Raw genomic sequence first — 19,272 nt, 5'->3', positions numbered from 1 at the left:
CAGCCGACGGAGGTGCCCGTGCCCGGACCCCGCATCCTCAACGACCGCTACCGGATCAACGAGCTGATCGGACGCGGCGGCATGGCCGACGTCTTCCGCGGCCGGGACCTGCGCCTGAACCGGACGGTGGCCGTGAAGCTGATGCGCGCGGACCTCGCCCGGGACGCCCAGTTCCAGGCGCGGTTCCGGCGCGAGGCCCGCGCCGCCGCCGCCCTCAACCACCCCTCGATCGTGGGCGTGTACGACACGGGCGACGTCTGCATGAGCGAGGACCAGCACCATCCCGTCGACTGCCCGTTCCTGGTCCTCGAGCACGTCTCCGGGCGGACCCTGCGCGAGGTCCTCGACGACGGGTGCGTGCCATGGCGGCGCGCCGCCGCGTGGACGGTGGGCGTGCTCGAGGCCCTCGAGCACTCGCACGCGGAGGGGATCGTCCACCGGGACGTGAAGCCCGCCAACGTGATGGTGACCCCCGCCGGGGACGTGAAGGTCACGGACTTCGGACTCGCCCGCGCCCTCGCGGACACCTCGGCGAACACGTCCCAGCAGACCGTGGTCGGCACCGCCCTCTACCTCTCCCCCGAGCAGGCCACGGGGCGCGCGGTGGACGCCCGCGCCGACCTGTACTCGGCGGGCTGCGTGCTCTTCGAGCTGCTCACGGGACGGCCGCCGTTCACGGGGGACACCCCTCTGGCGGTCGCCTACCAGCACGTGCGCGAAACCCCTCCCGCGCCCTCGGAGGTGGCCTCCGGGCTGCCGCCGGCGCTGGACCCCGTGGTGCTGCGCGCCCTGCGCAAGGACCCGGCCGAGCGGTACGCCTCCGCCACCGAGTTCCGCCGTGCCCTCGAGGCCGCCGTCGCCGACCCCACCGCGCTCCCCCTCGCCGAGGAGGGACCGGTCACCCGCGCGCTCCCGGCGGCGCCGCCCGCCGTGGGCGAGGGGGGACGGCCCGACGACGCGCCCGACGACGCGGACACCCAGGCTGTGGCCGGGCACGCCGTGGCCGGCACCTCCCTGCCCGGAGCACCCTCGGCCGCCCAGCTCGCCGCCGCGGCCTCCGTGGACGGACGCTCCCCCAGCACCGGCTCGCATCACGCGGTGGCCCCGGCCCGCCCGACCACCGTCCCCCTGGCGCTCGCGCCCGCAGCCCCGACGCCCGCGGGCTCCCATGCCGCGCCGCCGCCGCCCGAGCCGGGGACGTCCCGCCGTCGGCTCCTGGCCCTCGTGGGCGCCATGGGGGCGGTGCTGCTGCTCCTGGCCGCCGTCCTCTCCCTGACGCTGGGCGGGCGGGGCCTCGGCCCCTCGACGGTGCCGGACCTGCGGGGCCGGACCGAGGCGGAGGCCGTGGCGGCGCTCTCGGACGCGGGCCTCACCGCCGCCGTCGTCCCGGTGTTCCACGCCTCCGTGCCCGCCCAGCACGTGGTGGACACCGATCCTGCCGCCGGCGCCGCCATGGACCGGGGCGCCGAGGTGCGCGTGCACGTCTCCCGCGGCCCCGCCGACGTCGTGGTCCCGGAGTCCCTGCAGGGCGCGCCCGAGTCCACGGTGCGCGCGGAGCTGGAGCGGCTGGGACTGTCCGTGTCCTCCGTGGAGTACCAGGACGCCGGCGGGATGGCGCGGGGCCGGCTCGTGCGCACGGACCCGTCGCTCGGCAGCGGCGTGGACTCCGGCACTCCCGTGGTCCTCTACCTCTCCTCCGGCATGGTGCCGGTCCCGGACCTGGTGGGGATGACGGTGGAGGACGCCCAGGCGACGCTGCGCCGGACGGCCCCGGACCTGGCGACCCGCGTCCAGTCCGACGGGGGCGGGGCCGTGGACACCGGCGTCGTGGTGGGCCAGGATCCGCCCGCGGGGACTCGCGTGGACATCCGGTCCGCGATCACGCTGACCACGTCCTCCTCCGCGCTCGCGACCGTGGAGGGACCCGCCCTGGTGGAGGACCCGGCCGCGCCCGCCCCGTCCTGGATCGAGCCCGAGCCGACGCGGGACCCCCCGCCGGCGGAGCCGCCCGCCACCGCCCCGCGGCCGGATCCGACCACCGCGGCCCCGGCGCCTCCGAGCGACCCGCGGCCCAGCAGCGACGACCCGGAGCCGAGCACCTCCGTCGAGCCGACCCCGGACCCGAGCACTGAACCGCCGAGCGATCCCGTGCCCGGCCCGGACCCCTCGGAGCCCTCACCCAGTGGCCCGGCACCCGACCCGGAGCCGACCGCACCGGCCGATCCGGACCCCTCGACCTCGGGCGGCGTGGAGCCCGTGGTCCCCGAGCCCTCGATCGAGCCGACGCCCTCCACGTGAGCCGCGGGGCGGCGGGGACCGCTCAGCCGTCCTCGTGGGCCTTCGTGGTCAGGCGTCCTCGCGGACGAGCGGCGTGAGCTGCGCGCCGCGCTCGGCGGCGCCGTCCAGCCCCACCGACTCGAGCCAGTTGCCCAGCATGCGGTAGCCGCCCTCGGTGAGCACCGACTCGGGGTGGAACTGCACGCCCCACAGCGGGGCCGTGCGATGCGCGAGGCCCATCACGACCCCGTCGTCGGTCTCCGCGGTGATCTCCAGGACGGACTCGTCCACCGTGTCGCGCACGGCGGCGAGCGAGTGGTAGCGGGTGGCCGTGAAGCGCTCCGGCAGCCCCGTGAAGGTCGCATGCCCGTCATGGCGCACCACGGACGTCTTGCCGTGCATGAGCGTCTCAGCGTGCGTCACGGTCGCGCCGAACGCCTCCGCGATCGCCTGGTGGCCCAGGCACACCCCGAAGAGCGGCCGGCCGCCGTCGGCCGCGGAGCGGATGAGGTCGAGGGAGACGCCGGCGTCGGCGGGCGCGCCCGGCCCGGGCGAGATGAGCACCGCCGTGTGCTCCGCGGCCAGGGCGAGGACGCGCTCGGCGTCCACCTCGTCGTTGCGGATCACGGTGGTGCGGGCGCCCAGCTCCTGGAGGTAGCCCACCAGGGTGTAGACGAAGCTGTCGTAGTTGTCGACGACGAGCACGGAGACCGGAGAGTCGCTCACGAGGGCCGCTTCTTCCTCCCCGCCGCGCGAGGGCGGGGTGCATAGACTGGCCCGGCACGCCGCGCGCCGGTCCTTCGGCAGGTCAGGGAAGGATACCGCGTGGCCCCTGGACCCCCACGTCCCACCCGCGACGCCCGGACCCGGGCAGCAGAAGGAGCATCACCGTGGCAGCCCCCTCCGGCAAGCGCAAGGACTCGGCCCGCCGCAAGCGCGCCGAGCTCGAGAGGGCCCGTTCCGGCGCCCGCGCCTCCTCCGTGAGCACCGACCTCGGCGTCGTCGACGCCGGGCCCGCTCCCCTGCCCCGCTGGTACAAGGCCGTCATGTTCGGCCTGATGATCCTCGGCCTGCTGTGGGTCTGCACCTACTACCTCACGCAGGGGCTCTTCCCGCTGGTGGGCCTCGGCGGCTGGAACATCCTCATCGGCTTCGGCCTCGCCCTTCTCGGGTTCCTCATGATGTCCCGCTGGAGCGAATGACACGGGTGTGATTCTCCACAGCGGTGGACAACCCTGTGGAGAACTTCATCGGCCCGCTGACGCGGCTGAAGCAGTTGTCCCCGGGTTTGTCCACAGGTGTGGACGGTGACTGGGCCACTCCTGCACAGGGCCCCTGTGGACAGTCCGCCACCGCGCGGGCCGGCCTGCCGGCCCGCGCGGCGCGGACCGGCACGGCTCACATCACCAGCGCGTCGAGTCCGATCCGGGAGGCCCCCAGGGCGGTGAGGCCCCCGAGTGCCGCCAGCACGACCACGAGGCCCGCCACCTGGGCGCCCACCCCGCCGCGCCCCCGCCCGGGAGTGCCCGGCAGCGGGCCGAGCCGGGTGAGGACCAGGGCGACCGCCGCTCCCGTGAGCAGGCCGCCCACGTGGACCTGCCACGAGATCCCCGGCAGGGCGAAGGAGGCCGCGAGGTTCAGGCCGATGAGCACCGCGATCGAGCGCACCTGACCGCCGCCGATCCGCGTGAGGAGGAAGAGCGCCGCGAAGAGCCCGTAGACGGCGCCGGAGGCGCCCACCACCGGCTGCAGCGGGTCGGAGGTCCACAGGGCGAACACGGCTCCGCCGACCGCCGAGATCGCGTACAGGGCGAGGAATCGCCACAGGCCCAGCACCGGCTCGAGCACGCGGCCGATCACCCACAGGGCCAGCAGGTTCAGGGCCAGGTGAGTGGGCCCGGAGACGTCGTGCACGAGGGCGTAGGTCAGCAGGCGCCACGGCTCGAAGGCCAGCGGCGAGGTGTAGAGGCCTGCGTACCAGAGGGACGGCGTCACGCCGGTGACGGGGTCCCGGTACAGCCACTGCAGCGCGTACACGAGGGCGGTGAGCACGATGAGGCCGGTCGTCGTCGGTGACGCGGTCAGGGCGCCGAGGACGCCGCCGCGCCCACGGGACGCCCGCGCGGGGGCGGACGACGGCGTCGGGGCGGCGCCGCTGCCGGGCGCCGCGGCGCAGTCCGCGCACACCATGGCGCCGCCGGCGGGGCGCTGGCACTCGAGGCACGCGGGGCGGCCGCACGCGGGACAGGTCACATACGCCGCACGGCCCGGATGCCGCGGGCACACCGGGGGTGTGCCGTGCGCGGACTCCGGGCCGTGCGGTCCTTCGGGGGTGGTGCTCACCGGGAGCGGGCCGCTCAGGCCTCGGCGATCTCGATGGACTCGATCACGACGTCCTCGAGCGGGCGGTCGCGCGGGTCCGTGGCGACGGCGTTGAGCTGGTCCACGATCTCCTTCGAGGCCTCGTCCTTCACCTCGCCGAAGATGGTGTGCTTGCCGTTGAGCCAGCCGGTGGGCACGGAGGTGATGAAGAACTGCGAGCCGTTGGTGCCGGGGCCGGCATTGGCCATGGCGAGCAGGTAGGGGCGGTCGAACTGGAGCTCGGGGTGGATCTCGTCCCCGAACTGGTAGCCCGGGCCGCCGACGCCCATGCCCAGCGGGTCGCCGCCCTGGATCATGAAGTCCTTGATGATGCGGTGGAACACGGTGCCGGAGTACAGCGGGGCGCCGTTGTTCTTCTCGCGGGTCTGGGGGTGGGTCCACTCCTGCTCGCCGGTGGCGAGGCCCACGAAGTTCTTCACGGTCTTCGGCGCGTGGTTGCCGAAGAGCTCGACGACGATGTCGCCGTGGTTGGTGTGGATGGTCGCGGTGTGCGTTGCGTTGGCGGTCATGGGCGTCATTGTTCCACCCGCGGCCCCCGCCTGCCCCGGCTCGAGCGACGCGCCCTCCGCGTCTTCGCGGTGGGCCGAATCGCGGCGCCCCGGCGGGGCGGTGCTCGAAGAAGGGGCGCGCTCGGACCGTGCCATGGCCACCGCACGCCACTAGGCTGATCCGGAGACGACCAGTCCAGCGAACATCCGACTGCACGGGAGGCAGACATGGCCCGCAAGAACCCGACCACCGACTCCGCGATCCAGCACGACGGCGGGGCGGACACGTTCCTGACCCGCCAGGGCGAGATCCTGCGCCACTGGGCCTTGCCCAGGATCGAGGCCGCCCTCGCGTGGGGCGAGGCCGGCACCGCCTTCGGCGAGGTGGGCACCACCCTCGCCGCCGAGGAGGGCCGCCGCCGCGCCAAGGACGTCAAGCAGGACATGGCCCCCCTGGCCGAGCGCGCCGGCAAGGCCGTGGCCGGCGGCCTGGGCGCCGTCGCCCCCGTGGTCGCGAAGCAGAAGGACGGCCTGCACGAGTTCTTCTCCGCGCTCCAGGACCAGGCCGCCGAGCTGGGCGAGGAGTTCACCAAGGAGGCCGAGTCCGCCCGCAAGGCCGCGAAGAAGGCCGGCAAGCGCGGCGCGAAGAAGACCAAGCAGGTCCGCAAGGATGCCCGCGGCGCCGCCAAGAAGGCGGACACGAAGGCCGACGTGCTGGGCTTCCTGACCGCCCAGAAGGCCGGCAAGGCCAAGGACGCCGCCGCGAAGGGCGGGCTCACCGCCGCCGGGCTCCTGGCCGCCGCCGTCGCCGCCGTCCAGGACCAGGGCGAGAAGCTGGCCCCGCAGGTCCAGGAGCGCCTCGCCGAGGCCTCCCGCTACGCCGAGCAGCGCCGTGAGGAGTTCGCGCCCGTCGCCGCCTCGCGTCTGGCCGACGTGGCCGGCAGCGCCCGCCAGACCGCGCACGACGTCCAGGTGCCCACCTCCGTGGAGCAGGCCCTGATCGCCCTCACCGGGGACAAGAAGATTGTGGCCAAGCTGCGCAAGGGCGCCGAGCACTACGCCGGCCAGACCGAGAAGGACCTCAAGCGCACCGCGCGCAAGGCCGACCGCTCCGAGCGCGCGGGCGGCCGCGGCTGGATCGTCGCGGGCATGGCCGCCGCCGCCGCGGGCGCCGGCTTCGCGATCTGGAAGCTCACCAAGCCGGTGCAGGACCCGTGGGCCGCGCCGACCCCCGGCCCCATCACCGCCAACATCCCCGTGGTGGAGCGCGGGGCGGCGAACGATCTCTACGCCAAGCAGCGCGAGGCCGTCGCCGAGGCCACGGGCCACCGCGTCGTCGGCCAGGGCCAGGCCGTGGCGGACGCCGACGCCCGCGTGCCGGGCGAGCCCACCCGCTGACATGACGAGGCCCCGCCGGATCGCTCCGGCGGGGCCTCGACGTCGTGGGGGGCCGTCAGCCGGTCACCAGGACAGGCTGATCTCCAGCTCGGACGTCCCGCCCTGCTCGACCTCCACCTCGACCTCCAGCTCCACCCGGTCGGGCACGGCCACGACGACGTCGCGACCGCCCTGCACCACCCGCACCTCGTTCTGGCGTGAGAGCTGGTCGGCGATCTCGCGCAGGCGGGCGGCCGCCTGCTCGCGGGTCATGGACTGCTTCTGCTCGTTCTCGAAGAGCTCGCTCATGAGGCCGAGGCTAGCGGGCGCGGCGGCGGAAGGCGATAGGGTCCGGACCGTGAGTATGCGCGTGCTGGTGGACATGGACCCGGGCATCGACGACGCGTGCGCGCTGATCCAGCTCGTGGGCGCCGGCGCCGAGATCGCGGCGGTGACGGCGGTGGGCGGCAACGCCTCCGCCCGGCAGTGCGCCCTCAACGCGGCCGGCCTGCTGGAGGTCCTGGGGCACGACGACGTCGAGGTCGCCCTGGGTGCGGAGGCCCCCCTGCGCTGCCCGGCCGAGACCACCCCGGAGACGCACGGGCCGCAGGGGCTGGGCTACGCGCGCGTGCCGTGGCGCGAGGAGCGGATCTCGGCGCGCCCCGCGCTCGACGTGTGGCTCGAGGAGCTGCGGGCACATCCGGGCCAGAGCGTGCTGCTGTGCACTGCTCCCCTGACGAACCTGGCCCTCGCCCTGCGCGCCGAGCCGCGCCTGCCGGAGCTGGCGAAGCAGATCGTGATCATGGGCGGCGCCTTCCACCACCCCGGCAACACCACGCCCACCGCGGAGTGGAACACGTGGTGTGACCCGGACGCGGCGAAGGAGGTCTTCGCGGCCTTCGAGGGGCTGCCCGAGGAGCGGCTGCCGATCGTGTGCGCGCTCGAGACCACGGAGCGGATCGCGTACACCCCCGCCCTGCTGGACGCGCTCCTCGCGGACGCCGGCCGCTCCCCCGTCGGGTGGAGCGCGGACCGTGTCCGGCAGCCCGGCCCCCTCGCGGGGACCGGGAGCGCCGTGCTGGACGTGCTGGCCGACGCGCTGCGGTTCTACTTCGAGTTCCACCACGACTACGACCAGGGCTACGTGGCGCACCTGCACGACCTGTTCGCCGCGCAGGTGGCCACGGGTCAGGCGGAGATCACGACGGCGGTCACGGTGATCGACGTGGAGGCAGAATCGGACCTGCTGCGCGGCACCACGGTGCACGACGACCGCGGCATCTGGGGCCGCCGCCCGAACGCGCGGCGCGTCACGGGCAACGACCCCGATGCGGTGTTCGCGGCGTTCGCTCAGGCGGCCGGCGAGGCCTCGCGGTAGATCTCGAAGCCGGGGGCCCGGTAGGTGGGCTCCCGCTTCTTGAGGGCTCGGATGGTCAGCAGGGTGACGGGCACGATGAGGATCTCGATGAGCGTCTTGTAGAGGAAGCCGGTCGCCGTGTAGTTCGCCAGTTCCAGCAGCGAGATGGTGCCGGCGTAGGCGATGGTGCAGAAGACCAGGGTGTCGAAGAACTGGCCGACCACGGTGGAGAGGATGAGCCGGAACGCCACGTGCCGTTCCTTCATGCGCTCCTTGAGGCGGACCACGATGGACGCGTTGAGCAGGGAGCCCACGAGGAACGCGACGATGCCGGCCACGGTGATCCGCAGCATGGGCGCGAGGGCCTGGTCCCACACCTCGAAGTTCTCGACGGGCGTGGTCCAGGAGACCACCGTGTAGGTGAGGGCGGCGAGCACGAGCATCGCGAACCCGAGGACGATGGCGCGGCGGGCCCGGCGCCAGCCGTACACCTCGGCCAGGATGTCGCCGATGATGTAGACGAACGGGAACAGGAAGGCGCCGCCGTCGAAGATGAGGGGGCCGCCCTCGTAGAAGACGTCGGAGAGGATCGGCACCGTCGGCCCATAGAAGAGCTTCGCGGCGGTGACGCCGGAGAGGATGAGGAGGGCGACGAAGACGCCCACGAAGATGTCGTAGTAGCTGTGGGGCACCGCGGCGTAGGACGTGGGGCCCTGCCCAGATGCGGGCTGGTCTGTGGTCGGGTGTTCGGTGGTGTTCACCGACCCATCCAACCATCCCGCGGGGCAGGCCCGGCGCGACGGCGGCGGCTCGAGTTGTCCACAGGGCATCCCGGAGGCGTGGGGCGGGCCGCTAGCGTCGGCGGCATGGAGGGGAGGAGGCGAATCGTGGGAGGGGCCGTGGTCACCGTGCTGGGCCTCGCCCTCCCGGCGTGGGGGGTGCTGGAGGCGTGGACCGGCAGCCCGCTCCTCGGCAGGCGGGATCGCCGGCAGGTGACCTTGATGCTCCTCCTCTGCGGCGCCGCCTGGTGGTCGGCCGGACGTGTCCTCCTCCGCCCGCCGCGCGCAGCGCCCCCGCCGCTGCACGGGCCGCCCCGCAGCCCGGAGGAGGAGGCGAAGCGGCGCCGGATGCGTCTCGCCGTGACGGCACTGCTCGCGTATGCCGTGGTGCACACCGCGTGGGAGGCCACGCCGGGTGCACCGGTCGCCGCGGGCTACCTGGCCGTCACGGGCGGGCTGGTCCTCTGGGCGGGCCTCGTGATGTCCCTCCCGGGCGTCGCCGCCTGGGCGCGGCGTCAGCGGGCCTCGTGGACCGGGGAGGGCAGGGCGCCGGACACCCTCCTGACGGTCCCCGGGACGTCCGTGGTCCACTTCGTGGACCGGTCAGCGCGCGGCGGGCGCACGGGCGAGATCTGCAGAGACGGCGAGGGCCCCGCCGGAGCCGATCGTCTCGATCGTCCGGCGGGGCCCTCGTGATGGTCCGTCCGTGGAGGCAAGGGGACTCGAACCCCTAACCCCCTGCTTGCAAAGCAGGTGCGCTACCAATTGCGCCATGCCCCCGAGCGGTCCGCTCCACGTCTCCGGTTCAGGAGGCGGGTCGGTCCTTCGGCGCCGGGTCCGCGTGGGACACGCTCTCCGGCAGGCCATCCGTGGCCGAGGCCCAGATTTCCTTCCCCTCACGGTTCGCCCGCCACGTGCGGGCTCCGTAGGCCGCCGCGGCGGCGGCCGCCACGAGGGCGACGCGGGCCAGACGATCCATGGGAAACCCTCCGGGTACGAACGGAGCCCCAGCGGACCGGGGCTCTGTGGTGGGAGTGGGCGTACCAAGACTTGAACTTGGGACCTCTTCGTTATCAGCGAAGCGCTCTAACCGCCTGAGCTATACGCCCTCACCGTCGTTCTCGGCAGAAGCCGTTCACAACAGGAGATGACACTACACGAGCGCGGGCGCCCGGCGCAAATGCGCGCGGACGCCCACCGCCGTCGGCCCATACGGGAGAGACCGACGGCGGCGGTCAGTCGTCCGTGAGCGTGACGCCGATGCCGCCCACGAGGGACGCGCAGAGGTTGTACAGCAGCGCGAACACGGTGGCGAGAGCGGTCAGCAGGATCACGTTCAGCACGGAGAGCACGGTGGCCAGGGAGGTCACGGTGCTCAGCGGCGCGAGGCTCTGCACCGTGAAGCGGCCGGCCTCCACGCCCAGGACGGTGCCCAGGATGCCGTTGACCTTCTCGAACACGCCCGTGACGTCGGCGAGCGAGTAGAGCGCCACGGAGGCCACCACGGTCAGGATGCCCAGGGCCACGGAGAGCAGGAACGCGAGCTTGAGCACGGACCACGGGTCGATCCGGCTCAGCATCAGGCGCGCGCGGCGCACCTTCGCCTTGGGAACGGCGCGGACCAGGTTCTCCTGCCCCGCGGACGAGGTGGCCTTGCGGACCGGACGGGAGGACCTCTCCGTGCCGCCCGCGGCCCGGCCGGAGCCGGACGGGCGCTGCGCTGCGGACGTGCTCACTGCTCTCCTCCGTCTGCATCCTCAGCATCGGACGCCTCGAGGGCGCCGTCGTCCGCGGCTACGGGGTCGTTCTGATCGGCTGCTGCGTCCAAGGGTACATCCGGGCCCGCCACGCCCTCGGAGGCCTCGTCGGCTCCCGTCTCCACCCCGGCCACGACGCCCAGGCCGGCCGTGCTGACCGCCGGATCCGCGGCGTCGCCGAGGGCCTCGCTGGCCGCCTCGGGCGCGTTCGCCTCGGCATCGGCCTCCGCGTCCGCCTTGGCCACCATCTCCTGCTCGTTGTTGAGCGTCACGGCCACGATCCGGTCCTTCTTGTCCGGCTTCGCGAAGATCACGCCCATCGTGTCGCGGCCCTTGGCGGGCACGCCCGCGACGGCGGAGCGCACCACCTTGCCGGAGGCCATCACCACGAGCACCTCCTGGTCCCCGTGGACGACGAGGCCGCCGGCGAGGCCGCCGCGGTCGTCGACGAGCTTGGCCACCTTGGTGCCCAGGCCGCCACGGCCCTGCAGGCGGTACTCGCCCACGCGGGTGCGCTTGGCGTAGCCGCCGTCGGTCACGGTGAACACGTACGCGTCGTCGTCGCCCTCGGCCCGGATGACGTCCATGGCCAGCAGGGAGTCGCCGCCGCGGAACTTCATGCCGGTCACGCCGGAGGTCGCGCGGCCCATGGGGCGCAGCGCCTCGTCCGTGGCGGTGAAGCGCAGGGACTGGCCCAGGCGGGAGATGAGGACGAGGTCGTCCGTGTCGGAGACCACCCGGGCTGAGACGAGCTCGTCGCCCTCGCGCAGCTTGATCGCGATCAGGCCGGCGGTGCGGTTCGTGTCGTAGTCCAGCAGCGGGGTCTTCTTCACGAGGCCGCCCCGCGTGGCGAGCACGAGGTAGGGGGCCCGGGAGTAGTCCGTGAGCGGCTGGATCTGGGCGATCCGCTCGTCCGGCTGGAACGCGAGCAGGTTGGCCACGTGCTGGCCCTTCGCGTCCCGGCCGGCCTCGAGCAGCTCGTACGTCTTGATCCGGTACACGCGGCCGAAGTTCGTGAAGAAGAGCAGCCAGTGGTGCGTGGACACCGTGAGGAAGTGCTCCACCACGTCGTCGCCGCGCAGGGTGGCCCCGCGCACGCCCTTGCCGCCGCGCGCCTGGGAGCGGTACTGGTCGATCCGGGTGCGCTTGACGTAGCCGCCGCGCGTGATGGAGACGACCATCTCCTCCTCGGGGATGAGGTCCTCGATGGACATGTCCCCGTCGAAGCCGGCCACGATCTCGGTGCGGCGGTCGTCGCCGTGCTTGGCCACGATCTCCGCGAGCTCGCCGGAGACCACCTCGCGCTGGCGCTGCGGGCTCTCCAGGATCTCCGTGTACGCGGCGATCCGGGCCATGAGCTCGTCGTACTCGTCCTGGATCTTCTGGGACTCGAGCGCAGCGAGCTGGCGCAGCTGCATCTGCAGGATGGACTGCGCCTGGACGTCGTCGATGTCCAGGAGCTCCTTGAGCGCCTCGCGCGCCACCTCGGCCGAGGCGGAGCGGCGGATGGTGGCGATGACCTCGTCCAGCATGTCGAGCGCCTTGAGCAGGCCGCGCAGGATGTGGGCGCGCTCCTCGGCCTTGCGCTTGCGGAACGCGGTGCGGCGCACGATCACGTCGATCTGGTGCTTCACCCAGTGGTGCACGAAACCGTCGAGCGAGAGGGTGCGCGGCACGCCGTCGACGAGCGCGAGCATGTTCGCGGAGAAGTTGGACTGCAGCTCGGTGTGCTTGTAGAGGTTGTTCAGCACCACCTTGGCCACGGCGTCCCGCTTGAGCACGATCACGAGGCGCTGGCCCGTGCGGCCCGAGGTCTCGTCGCGCATGTCCGCGATGCCGCTGATCTTGCCGTCGCGCACCATCTCCGCGATCTTCGCGGCGAGGTTGTCCGGGTTGGTCATGTACGGCAGCTCGGTGACCACGAGGCACGTGCGGCCCTGGAGCTCCTCCACGTTCACCACGGCGCGCATGGTGATGGGCCCGCGGCCGGTGCGGTAGACCTCCTCGATCCCCTTGCGGCCCAGGATCTGGGCGCCCGTGGGGAAGTCGGGGCCGTGCACGCGCTGCAGCAGCGCCTCGAGCAGCTCCTCGCGCGTGGCCTCGGGGTGCTCGAGGTACCACTGGACGCCGGAGGCCACCTCTCGCATGTTGTGCGGCGGGATGTTGGTGGCCATGCCCACGGCGATGCCGGAGGAGCCGTTGACCAGCAGGTTCGGGTAGCGCGCGGGAAGGACGACGGGCTCGAGCTGCTTGCCGTCGTAGTTCTCCTGCATGTCGACGGTGTCCTCGTCGATGTCCCGGACCATCTCCATGGCCAGCGGGGCCATCTTGGTCTCGGTGTAGCGCTGGGCCGCCGCGCCGTCGTTGCCGGGCGAGCCGAAGTTGCCCTGGCCGAGCGCGAGCGGATAGCGCTGCACCCAGTCCTGGATCAGGCGGACGAGGGCGTCGTAGATCGCCGTGTCGCCGTGCGGGTGGTAGCTGCCCATCACCTCGCCCACCACGCGGGCGGACTTGTTGAAGGAGCGGTCCGGGCGGTAGCCGCCGTCGTACATCGCGTAGAGGACGCGGCGATGCACGGGCTTGAGGCCGTCGCGCACGTCCGGGAGCGCGCGGCCGACGATCACGGCCATCGCGTAGTCCAGGTAGGAGCGCTTCATCTCGGACTCGAGGTCCACGGGCTCGACCTTGTCGGCCGCGCCCTCGGGCAGCACGTAGTGCTCGATGCCCTCGCTCACCTCAGCCGGGACCACGGCGGCGTGCACGCCGCCCTCCGGGGCGGTGCCCTCGGGCATCTCGGTCTCGGGCGTCTCGTTCTCCGGCGACTCGTTCTCCGGGGGGGTCGTCTCGCTCACGCGGGTCCTCTCGTCCTCGTCAGCTCATGCAGGGGAAGTCCGGGGGCCCGACGCGCGGGGCACCCGTGGGGTGCCCGCCCGCGCGTCGGGCGCGGATCAGATGTCCAGGAAGCGGATGTCCTTGGCGTTCTGCTGGATGAAGCCGCGGCGGGACTCGACGTCCTCGCCCATCAGCATGGAGAACACGGCGTCCGCGGCGGCCGCGTCCTCCATGGTCACCTGCAGCAGGGTGCGGTGCTCCGGGTCCATGGTGGTGTCCCACAGCTCCTGGTAGTTCATCTCGCCCAGGCCCTTGTAGCGCTGCACGCCGTTGTCCTTGGGGTAGCGCCAGCCGCGGGCCAGGCCGGCCTCGATCGCGGCGTCACGCTCCTCGTCGGAGAACACGTAGTCGTGCGGGGCGTTGGACCACTTCACGCGGTACAGCGGGGGCTGGGCCAGGAACACGTGGCCCGCCTCGATGAGGGGGCGCATGTAGCGGAACAGCACCGTGAGCAGGAGCGTGGTGATGTGCTGGCCGTCCACGTCCGCATCGGCCATGAGCACGATCTTGTGATACCGCAGCTTGGAGAGGTCGAACTCCTCGCCGATGTTGGTGCCGAACGCCGTGATCATGGACTGGATCTCGGCGTTGCCGAGGGCCTTGTCCAGGCGGGCGCGCTCCACGTTCAGGATCTTGCCGCGCAGCGGGAGGATCGCCTGGGTGTCCGGGTTGCGGCCCTGCTTGGCCGAGCCGCCGGCGGAGTCGCCCTCCACGATGTACACCTCGCAGCGCGCTGGGTCCTTCGAGGAGCAGTCGGCGAGCTTGCCGGGCATGCCGAAGGACTCGAGCGGGGACTTCCGCCGCGCATGGTCACGCGCCTTGCGGGCCGCCAGGCGGGCGTGCGAGGCCTGGATGGCCTTGCGGATGATCTCCTTCGCGGTGCCCGGGTTCCGCTCGAGCCAGTCGCCCAGGTGCTCCGTGACCACCTTGGACACGAAGCCGCGGGCCTCGGAGTTGCCCAGCTTGGTCTTCGTCTGGCCCTCGAACTGCGGCTCTGCGAGCTTCACGGAGAGCACGGCCGTCAGGCCCTCGCGGATGTCCTCGCCCGTGAGGTTGTCCTCCTTGGGCTTGAGGATCTCCTTGTCCCGCGCGTACCGGTTGATGAGGGCGGTCAGGGCGCTGCGGAAGCCCTCCTCGTGGGTGCCGCCCTCATGGGTGTTGATGGTGTTGGCGTACGTGTGCACGGACTCCGAATAGGCGCCCGTCCACTGCATGGCCACCTCGACGGCCATGGATCGGTCCCCGTCCTCGGCCTCGAACGCGATGACGTCCTCGTGCACGAGCTCCACCTTCTTGGAGGAGTTCAGGTGGCGCACGTAGTCCAGCAGGCCGTTCTCGTACCGGTAGGTCACGGTGCGGCGCTGGGGCGCGGGCGCGGCCTCGTCGAGGCCGTTCTCCTCGAGGGCGTCCCCGACGGTGCCCTCCCCCACGATCTCGTCGTCCTGGACCGCGTTGTCCTCCTGGACGCGCTCGTCCGTGAGCGTGATGCGCAGGCCCTTGTTCAGGAACGCCATCTGCTGGAAGCGGGCGCGCAGCGTCTCCCAGTCGAACTCCACGGACTCGAAGATCTCCGGGTCCGGGTAGAAGGTCTGGACGGTGCCGGTGGCGTCCGTCTCCTCGCCCTTCACGAGCTCGCCCTGCGGCACGCCGCCGTTCGCGAAGCTCATGCGCCACGCGTGGCCCTGGCGGCGCACCTCGGTGTCCACGCGGCGGGAGAGCGCGTTGACCACGGAGATGCCCACGCCGTGCAGACCGCCGGACACGGCGTAGCCGCCGCCGCCGAACTTGCCGCCGGCGTGCAGGATCGTCATGACGACCTCCACGGTCGGCTTGCCCTCGGTGGGGTGGACGTCCACGGGGATGCCGCGGCCGTTGTCCTCCACGCGCACGCCGCCGTCGGCCTGCAGCGTCACGTCGATCCCGTCCGCGTACCCGGCCAGGGCCTCGTCCACGGAATTGTCCACCACCTCGTACACGAGGTGGTGGAGGCCGCGCGGGCCGGTCGAGCCGATGTACATGCCGGGGCGCTTGCGCACGGCCTCGAGGCCCTCGAGGACCGTGATGGCGGAGGCGCCGTAGTCGCCGGGCACCTTGCGGTCGCGCGGGGCCGGCGCGGCCTCGGCGGAGGCCTGCGGCGTCTCGGGCTGCGGCGTGGCCGCGGGCACCTCGGCCGGGTTCTCGGGCGTTGCGTCGCTCACGGGTGCTGGTCACTCCTCAACGTCGGCGGCATCCTCACGTGGCATCCCGCGCGCGGGCGCACGGCCGGGGGGCGGACGGCGCCGCGGTCCTGCGGGAGGACGCGGACGGGCTGCTGCGGGGGCGGAGCGTCGGATGGGACCGGGGCTCCGCAGTTCCCCACCAGTCTAGGCGCTTGCCGCCCTCGTGCCCGCCACATCGCGGAAGGCGGAGGCCGAGACCGCCCCTGAGCGGCCCCAGAGACCCCTCAGGAGGGGTGCGGGATCCCGTCCAGGACACCCGGGCCGTCTGACGGGCCCTCCGTGCGTCAGAGGGGCGCCTACGGTCCCGGGTCACCCGTAGGTGTCACGGGGGCCGCGGCCGCCCCGCACGGTGCGCGGGCCCTTCCGCCAGCTCGGCGCCTGCGGGCCGAGCGCCTCGAGGCGCGTGACCACGCCCGGGCCGAGCGCCTCGTCGAACCGCTCGAGCAGCACCGGCGCCATGAGCCGCAGCTGCGTGGCCCATGCCGTGGAGCTGGTGCGCACCCGCACCACGGAGTTCTCGAAGGACTCGGGGCGGCAGTGCAGCGCGATCTCCGGGCCCACCAGCTCGGTCCAGCGCGTCAGCACGGAGCCCACGGCCACGGGCGTGGACCAGCCGCGGTCCCGGATGAGGCGGGAGAAGACGTCGGAGACCTCGGCCGGGTCCCGGTCCGCGCCGGAGAACGGCCGGCGACGACGGACGCCGTCGTCGTGCCCGCGGGGGCCGCCGCCCGTACCCGCCATCGACGCCGCGAGCCCCGCGCCGCTCCCTCGTGTGCGCAGGGGGGCCTCTCCGCGCTCCCGGGCGGCGTCGCGGACCCGGCGCAGCTGCACGAGGGCGAGGTCCGGGCGGTCCGGGGTGAACGGGGGCTCCGGCTCAGCCATCGCGGCCGCCCTCGCGGGGGGCGCGGATGTCTCCCTCCACCGGGTCGGCGGCCGGCACGGCCTCGGATCCCTCCGCGTCCTGACGGATGAGGATCCGCGGCCCGGTCAGCTCCGCCGGGATGTCCTCGACGGCGGCGCCCGTGACGATCACCTGCTCCGCGCGCCCCACGAGGCGGGCCAGGCGCGAGCGCCGGGCGGAGTCGAGCTCCGCGAAGACGTCGTCGAGGATCAGCACGGGACGGCCGTCCGGATCCGGGTCGTCGGCCACGAGCACGTCGTACGCCGCGAGGCGCAGGGCGAGCGCGAGAGACCAGGTCTCCCCGTGCGAGGCGTAGCCGCGCGCCGGGGCCGGGCCCAGGAAGAGGGTCAGCTCGTCCCGGTGCGGGCCCACGAGGGTGAGGGCGCGGGCCTGCTCCTCGTCGCGCTGGGCGAGGAGGGCCGTGGCCATGTCCGCGGCCAGCTCGGCCACGGAGGGGACCTCCGCGTGCGTGCCGCGGGCCAGCGGGACGGTGGAGTCATAGGCGTAGGTCGCGGCCTTGGAGCCGTTGGTCAGCGCCGCGTACATCTCCTGGAGCGGGTGGGCCAGCAGGCGCAGCACGTGGAGCCGGCCGTGCAGCAGCCGGGCTCCGGCCGCGCACAGGTGCTCGTCCCACACCGCGAGGGTGGACTCCTCCTCCGCGCCCCAGCGCCGGGCACGCCGCGCGGACTTCAGCAGCGCGTTGCGCTGGCGCAGGACCCGCTCGAAGTCCGAGGCGGCCTCGCCCAGGGCGGGGCGCAGCTGCACCATGAGCTGGTCGAGGAAGCGACGGCGGCCGCCCGGGTCCTGCGTGACGAGGCCGAGGTCCTCGGGGGCGAACACCACGGTGCGCAGGATGCCGAGGCCCTCCTTGGCCCGCACGGGGGCGCCGCGGTTGATGGCCACCCGGTTCGAGCGGCCCGGGAGGATCTCGAGCTCGAGCGCCACCGTGCGCGAGCCGCGGTGCACCCGGCCGGCGATCCTGGCGCCGGGCTGGCCGAAGCGGACGAGCTGCGCGTCGGCGCTCACCCGGTGGGACTGGTGCGACCCCAGGTAGCCGATGGCCTCCACCAGGTTGGTCTTGCCCACGCCGTTGGCCCCGAGCAGGACCGTGGAGCCCGGCTGCATCTCGAGGTCGGCCCACCGGTAGGACCGGAAGTCCTGGACGGTCAGGCGGGACAGGCGCACGGGGTGGGGGCCGGGCCCGTCAGGCCAGGCGCACCGGCATCACGAGATACCGGTAGTCGGAGACGGTGCCGGCGTCCTCGGAGACGCCCGTGAGCAGCGCGGGCTTCGGAGCGGCGGTGAAGGAGAAGCGCACCTGCGGCTGGTCCACGACGGCCAGGCCCTCGGAGAGATAGGACGGGTTGAAGGCGACCGTGATCTCCTCCCCCTCGAGAGTGCAGGGCACGGACTCGGTGGCGCTCGCGTCGTCCCCCGTGCCGGCGTCGAGGCTGACCTCGCCCTCCCGGAACACCATGCGCAGCGCGGTGTTGCGCTCGGCCACGAGGGCGACGCGCCGCGAGGCCTCCACGAGGGCGCCGGTCTCCACGACGGCCTGGATGGGGCTCGACTCCGGGAAGAGGGAGCGGATCTTGGGGTACTCGCCGTCCACGAGCACCGAGGTGGTGCGGCGACCGCCGGAGGCGAAGCCCACGAGGTCCACCTTCTCGCTGACCATGATCTCGAGGTCACCGCCGCCCCCGAGGGACTTGGCCACCTCGGTGAGGGTGCGGGACTTGACCAGCAGCGAGGTGGAGATCGAGGGGTCCGCGGGGGTCCAGCGGATCTCCTTCATGGCCAGCCGGTAGCGGTCCGTGGCCAGGAACGTCATGGTGTCGCCGTCGATCTCGACCTTCACGGCGGTGAGGATCGGGAGTGTGTCGTCCTTGGAGGCGGCCACGGTCACCTGCGCCACGGCGTGCGCGAAGGCCGCGCCGTCCACGGTGCCGACGGCCGTCGGCAGCTCCGGGAGCGAGGGGTAGTCGCCCACCGGCATGGTGGCCAGGGCGAAGCGGGAGGAGCGGCACGTCACCACGACCTTGCCGCCGTCGAGCTCCACCGTGACGGGGGCGGCGGGCAGGGAGCGGACGATGTCGTTCAGCAGGCGCCCGGACACGAGGACCTGGCCCTCGGCCTCCACGTCCGCCTCGATCTCCAGGCGTGCCGAGGTCTCGTAGTCGAAGCTGGCCAGGGAGACCAGGCCGTTCTCCGCCGTGAGGAGCAGGCCGGAGAGCACCGGAACGGGGGGCCGCGGGGAGAGCGAGCGGGCGGTCCAGGAGACGGCGTCGCTGAGGATGTCGCGTTCGACGGTGAACTTCACGAGCTCTGCACTGCCTCTCTGGCGGGGACGTCGGTCATGGGAGACCCGTCCCTCTTCGGCGCGAGCGCCGGCGGAGGGGATGGGAGGCCTCGGCGGTGACGGACTCGGGCGTGCGGTGCGGGACCGCGGTTCGGCGAGCCGTCACGTGAACGTCAGCATAGGCGCTCGGCGCGGGCGGTGTCAGTTCACCCCCGCTCTGTGGAGGGCTGCCGAGGACGTGTCATTCAGGGGCCCGGCAGGGGCCGGGAGCGGGGCGCGGCGCAGGGAGCCTTGATGTTGCTTGACAGGATCTCTACGGAAGGGTCAGTAGGGGTAATAGCACGTGTGGATTCTGTGGACAACCGCGATGTGCGGCGTCAGGCCGCCGATCTCGCTGTGGGGGGCGTGGGGATTCCGTCCCGTCGGGGGTGTGCACGGCCGGTGGATGAGCCGATCGCAGCCCACCGACGTCGTCCACAGGGGTGTGGGAGGTTGTGCGGTGCGCTGCACCGTTTGTCCTCCGGCCGTCCACAGTTCTGTCCAC

Annotated in this window: 17 protein-coding genes and 2 tRNA genes; 5 read left to right on the top strand and 14 right to left on the bottom strand. The window is 73.1% G+C overall.

From position 1 onward, the window contains the following. The first annotated feature begins 18 nt into the window (after window positions 1–18). Window positions 19–2,298 (top strand): Stk1 family PASTA domain-containing Ser/Thr kinase, encoded by a 2,280-nt coding sequence (gene pknB, locus LG274_RS08495; protein ID WP_404463929.1) that lies wholly within the window; start codon window positions 19–21, stop codon window positions 2,296–2,298. A gap of 48 nt (window positions 2,299–2,346) precedes the next feature. Here pknB and LG274_RS08490 read toward each other — a convergent pair whose 3' ends face one another. Continuing rightward, a complete protein-coding gene (locus LG274_RS08490) occupies window positions 2,347–3,003 on the bottom strand; it encodes an aminodeoxychorismate/anthranilate synthase component II (protein ID WP_248116698.1) in 657 nt (218 codons plus the stop codon). 164 nt (window positions 3,004–3,167) lie between these two features. Between LG274_RS08490 and LG274_RS08485 the strand changes: the two genes are divergently transcribed. Next, window positions 3,168–3,479 carry a cell division protein CrgA gene (locus tag LG274_RS08485; protein ID WP_248116700.1) on the top strand — a complete coding sequence of 104 codons (312 nt, stop codon included), beginning with the start codon at window positions 3,168–3,170 and terminating at the stop codon, window positions 3,477–3,479. A gap of 196 nt (window positions 3,480–3,675) precedes the next feature. Here the strand turns inward: LG274_RS08485 and LG274_RS08480 are convergent, their stop codons facing one another. Next, entirely contained in the window at window positions 3,676–4,530 is an 855-nt protein-coding gene (locus LG274_RS08480) for a rhomboid family intramembrane serine protease (RefSeq protein ID WP_404463926.1), read from the bottom strand. 104 nt (window positions 4,531–4,634) lie between these two features. Further along, entirely contained in the window at window positions 4,635–5,168 is a 534-nt protein-coding gene (locus LG274_RS08475) for a peptidylprolyl isomerase (RefSeq protein ID WP_282442663.1), read from the bottom strand. A gap of 207 nt (window positions 5,169–5,375) precedes the next feature. On the opposite strand from LG274_RS08475, the gene LG274_RS08470 reads away from it, so the two are divergent. Continuing rightward, window positions 5,376–6,545 carry a hypothetical protein gene (locus LG274_RS08470; protein WP_404463924.1) on the top strand — a complete coding sequence of 390 codons (1,170 nt, stop codon included), beginning with the start codon at window positions 5,376–5,378 and terminating at the stop codon, window positions 6,543–6,545. Between the two features lie 63 nt (window positions 6,546–6,608). On the opposite strand, the gene LG274_RS08465 is transcribed toward LG274_RS08470, so the two are convergent. After that, on the bottom strand, window positions 6,609–6,833 hold the full coding sequence (locus LG274_RS08465) for an amphi-Trp domain-containing protein (protein WP_248116708.1): 225 nt from the start codon (window positions 6,831–6,833) through the stop codon (window positions 6,609–6,611). A gap of 55 nt (window positions 6,834–6,888) precedes the next feature. Here LG274_RS08465 and LG274_RS08460 point away from each other — a divergent pair, with 55 nt between their 5' ends. Beyond that, window positions 6,889–7,902, top strand: a complete 1,014-nt coding sequence (locus LG274_RS08460) for a nucleoside hydrolase (protein WP_404466043.1) — start codon at window positions 6,889–6,891, stop codon at window positions 7,900–7,902. On the opposite strand, the gene LG274_RS08455 is transcribed toward LG274_RS08460, so the two are convergent. Then, window positions 7,875–8,642 (bottom strand): queuosine precursor transporter, encoded by a 768-nt coding sequence (locus LG274_RS08455; RefSeq protein ID WP_404463921.1) that lies wholly within the window; start codon window positions 8,640–8,642, stop codon window positions 7,875–7,877. The two genes, LG274_RS08460 and LG274_RS08455, sit on opposite strands and share 28 nt — an antisense overlap. 126 nt (window positions 8,643–8,768) lie before the next feature. Between LG274_RS08455 and LG274_RS08450 the strand changes: the two genes are divergently transcribed. Continuing rightward, complete coding sequence (locus LG274_RS08450; RefSeq protein WP_248116715.1) at window positions 8,769–9,356, top strand: hypothetical protein; 588 nt, start codon at window positions 8,769–8,771, stop codon at window positions 9,354–9,356. Between the two features lie 11 nt (window positions 9,357–9,367). On the opposite strand, the gene LG274_RS08445 is transcribed toward LG274_RS08450, so the two are convergent. The 9 genes from LG274_RS08445 to dnaN form a co-directional block, all read right to left on the bottom strand. Next, a tRNA-Ala gene (locus tag LG274_RS08445) sits at window positions 9,368–9,440 on the bottom strand. A 25-nt stretch (window positions 9,441–9,465) separates the two neighbouring features. Next, complete coding sequence (locus LG274_RS08440) at window positions 9,466–9,639, bottom strand: hypothetical protein (protein ID WP_404463919.1); 174 nt, start codon at window positions 9,637–9,639, stop codon at window positions 9,466–9,468. Window positions 9,640–9,695: 56 nt separating this feature from the next. Beyond that, window positions 9,696–9,769, bottom strand: a tRNA-Ile gene (locus LG274_RS08435). 126 nt (window positions 9,770–9,895) lie between these two features. Next, on the bottom strand, window positions 9,896–10,396 hold the full coding sequence (locus LG274_RS08430) for a DUF3566 domain-containing protein (protein WP_248116719.1): 501 nt from the start codon (window positions 10,394–10,396) through the stop codon (window positions 9,896–9,898). Then, window positions 10,393–13,074: a DNA gyrase subunit A gene (gyrA, locus tag LG274_RS08425; RefSeq protein WP_404466041.1), complete on the bottom strand. Its 2,682-nt coding sequence runs from the start codon at window positions 13,072–13,074 to the stop codon at window positions 10,393–10,395. The genes LG274_RS08430 and gyrA overlap by 4 nt, the downstream gene beginning before the upstream one ends. Window positions 13,075–13,365: 291 nt before the next feature. Then, complete coding sequence (gene gyrB, locus LG274_RS08420) at window positions 13,366–15,507, bottom strand: DNA topoisomerase (ATP-hydrolyzing) subunit B (protein WP_348983742.1); 2,142 nt, start codon at window positions 15,505–15,507, stop codon at window positions 13,366–13,368. A 330-nt stretch (window positions 15,508–15,837) separates the two neighbouring features. Continuing rightward, the gene (locus LG274_RS08415; RefSeq protein WP_248116721.1) at window positions 15,838–16,410 is read right to left on the bottom strand and encodes a DUF721 domain-containing protein; all 573 of its coding nucleotides are present in this window, start codon (window positions 16,408–16,410) and stop codon (window positions 15,838–15,840) included. Beyond that, window positions 16,403–17,614: a DNA replication/repair protein RecF gene (gene recF, locus LG274_RS08410; protein ID WP_404463916.1), complete on the bottom strand. Its 1,212-nt coding sequence runs from the start codon at window positions 17,612–17,614 to the stop codon at window positions 16,403–16,405. Before recF ends, LG274_RS08415 begins: the two co-directional genes overlap by 8 nt. A gap of 19 nt (window positions 17,615–17,633) precedes the next feature. Then, window positions 17,634–18,749 (bottom strand): DNA polymerase III subunit beta, encoded by a 1,116-nt coding sequence (gene dnaN, locus LG274_RS08405; RefSeq protein ID WP_248116725.1) that lies wholly within the window; start codon window positions 18,747–18,749, stop codon window positions 17,634–17,636. Window positions 18,750–19,272 lie beyond the last annotated feature (523 nt).

It is taken from the genome of Micrococcus antarcticus (assembly GCF_044872765.1).
Classification (GTDB): Bacteria; Actinomycetota; Actinomycetes; order Actinomycetales; family Micrococcaceae; genus Micrococcus.
The sequence above is the reverse complement of the archived record's forward strand: the minus strand, read 5'-3'. Positions and strand labels throughout refer to the sequence as shown.

Coding starts and splice junctions, on each gene's coding strand:
- LG274_RS08470 (WP_404463924.1), top strand. CDS start 5,376: ATGGCCCGCAAGAACCCGACCACCGACTCCGCGATCCAGCACGACGGC.
- LG274_RS08465 (WP_248116708.1), bottom strand. CDS start 6,833: ATGAGCGAGCTCTTCGAGAACGAGCAGAAGCAGTCCATGACCCGCGAG.
- LG274_RS08415 (WP_248116721.1), bottom strand. CDS start 16,410: ATGGCTGAGCCGGAGCCCCCGTTCACCCCGGACCGCCCGGACCTCGCC.
- LG274_RS08460 (WP_404466043.1), top strand. CDS start 6,889: ATGCGCGTGCTGGTGGACATGGACCCGGGCATCGACGACGCGTGCGCG.
- LG274_RS08440 (WP_404463919.1), bottom strand. CDS start 9,639: ATGGATCGTCTGGCCCGCGTCGCCCTCGTGGCGGCCGCCGCCGCGGCG.
- gyrA (WP_404466041.1), bottom strand. CDS start 13,074: ATGAAGCGCTCCTACCTGGACTACGCGATGGCCGTGATCGTCGGCCGC.
- LG274_RS08475 (WP_282442663.1), bottom strand. CDS start 5,168: ATGACCGCCAACGCAACGCACACCGCGACCATCCACACCAACCACGGC.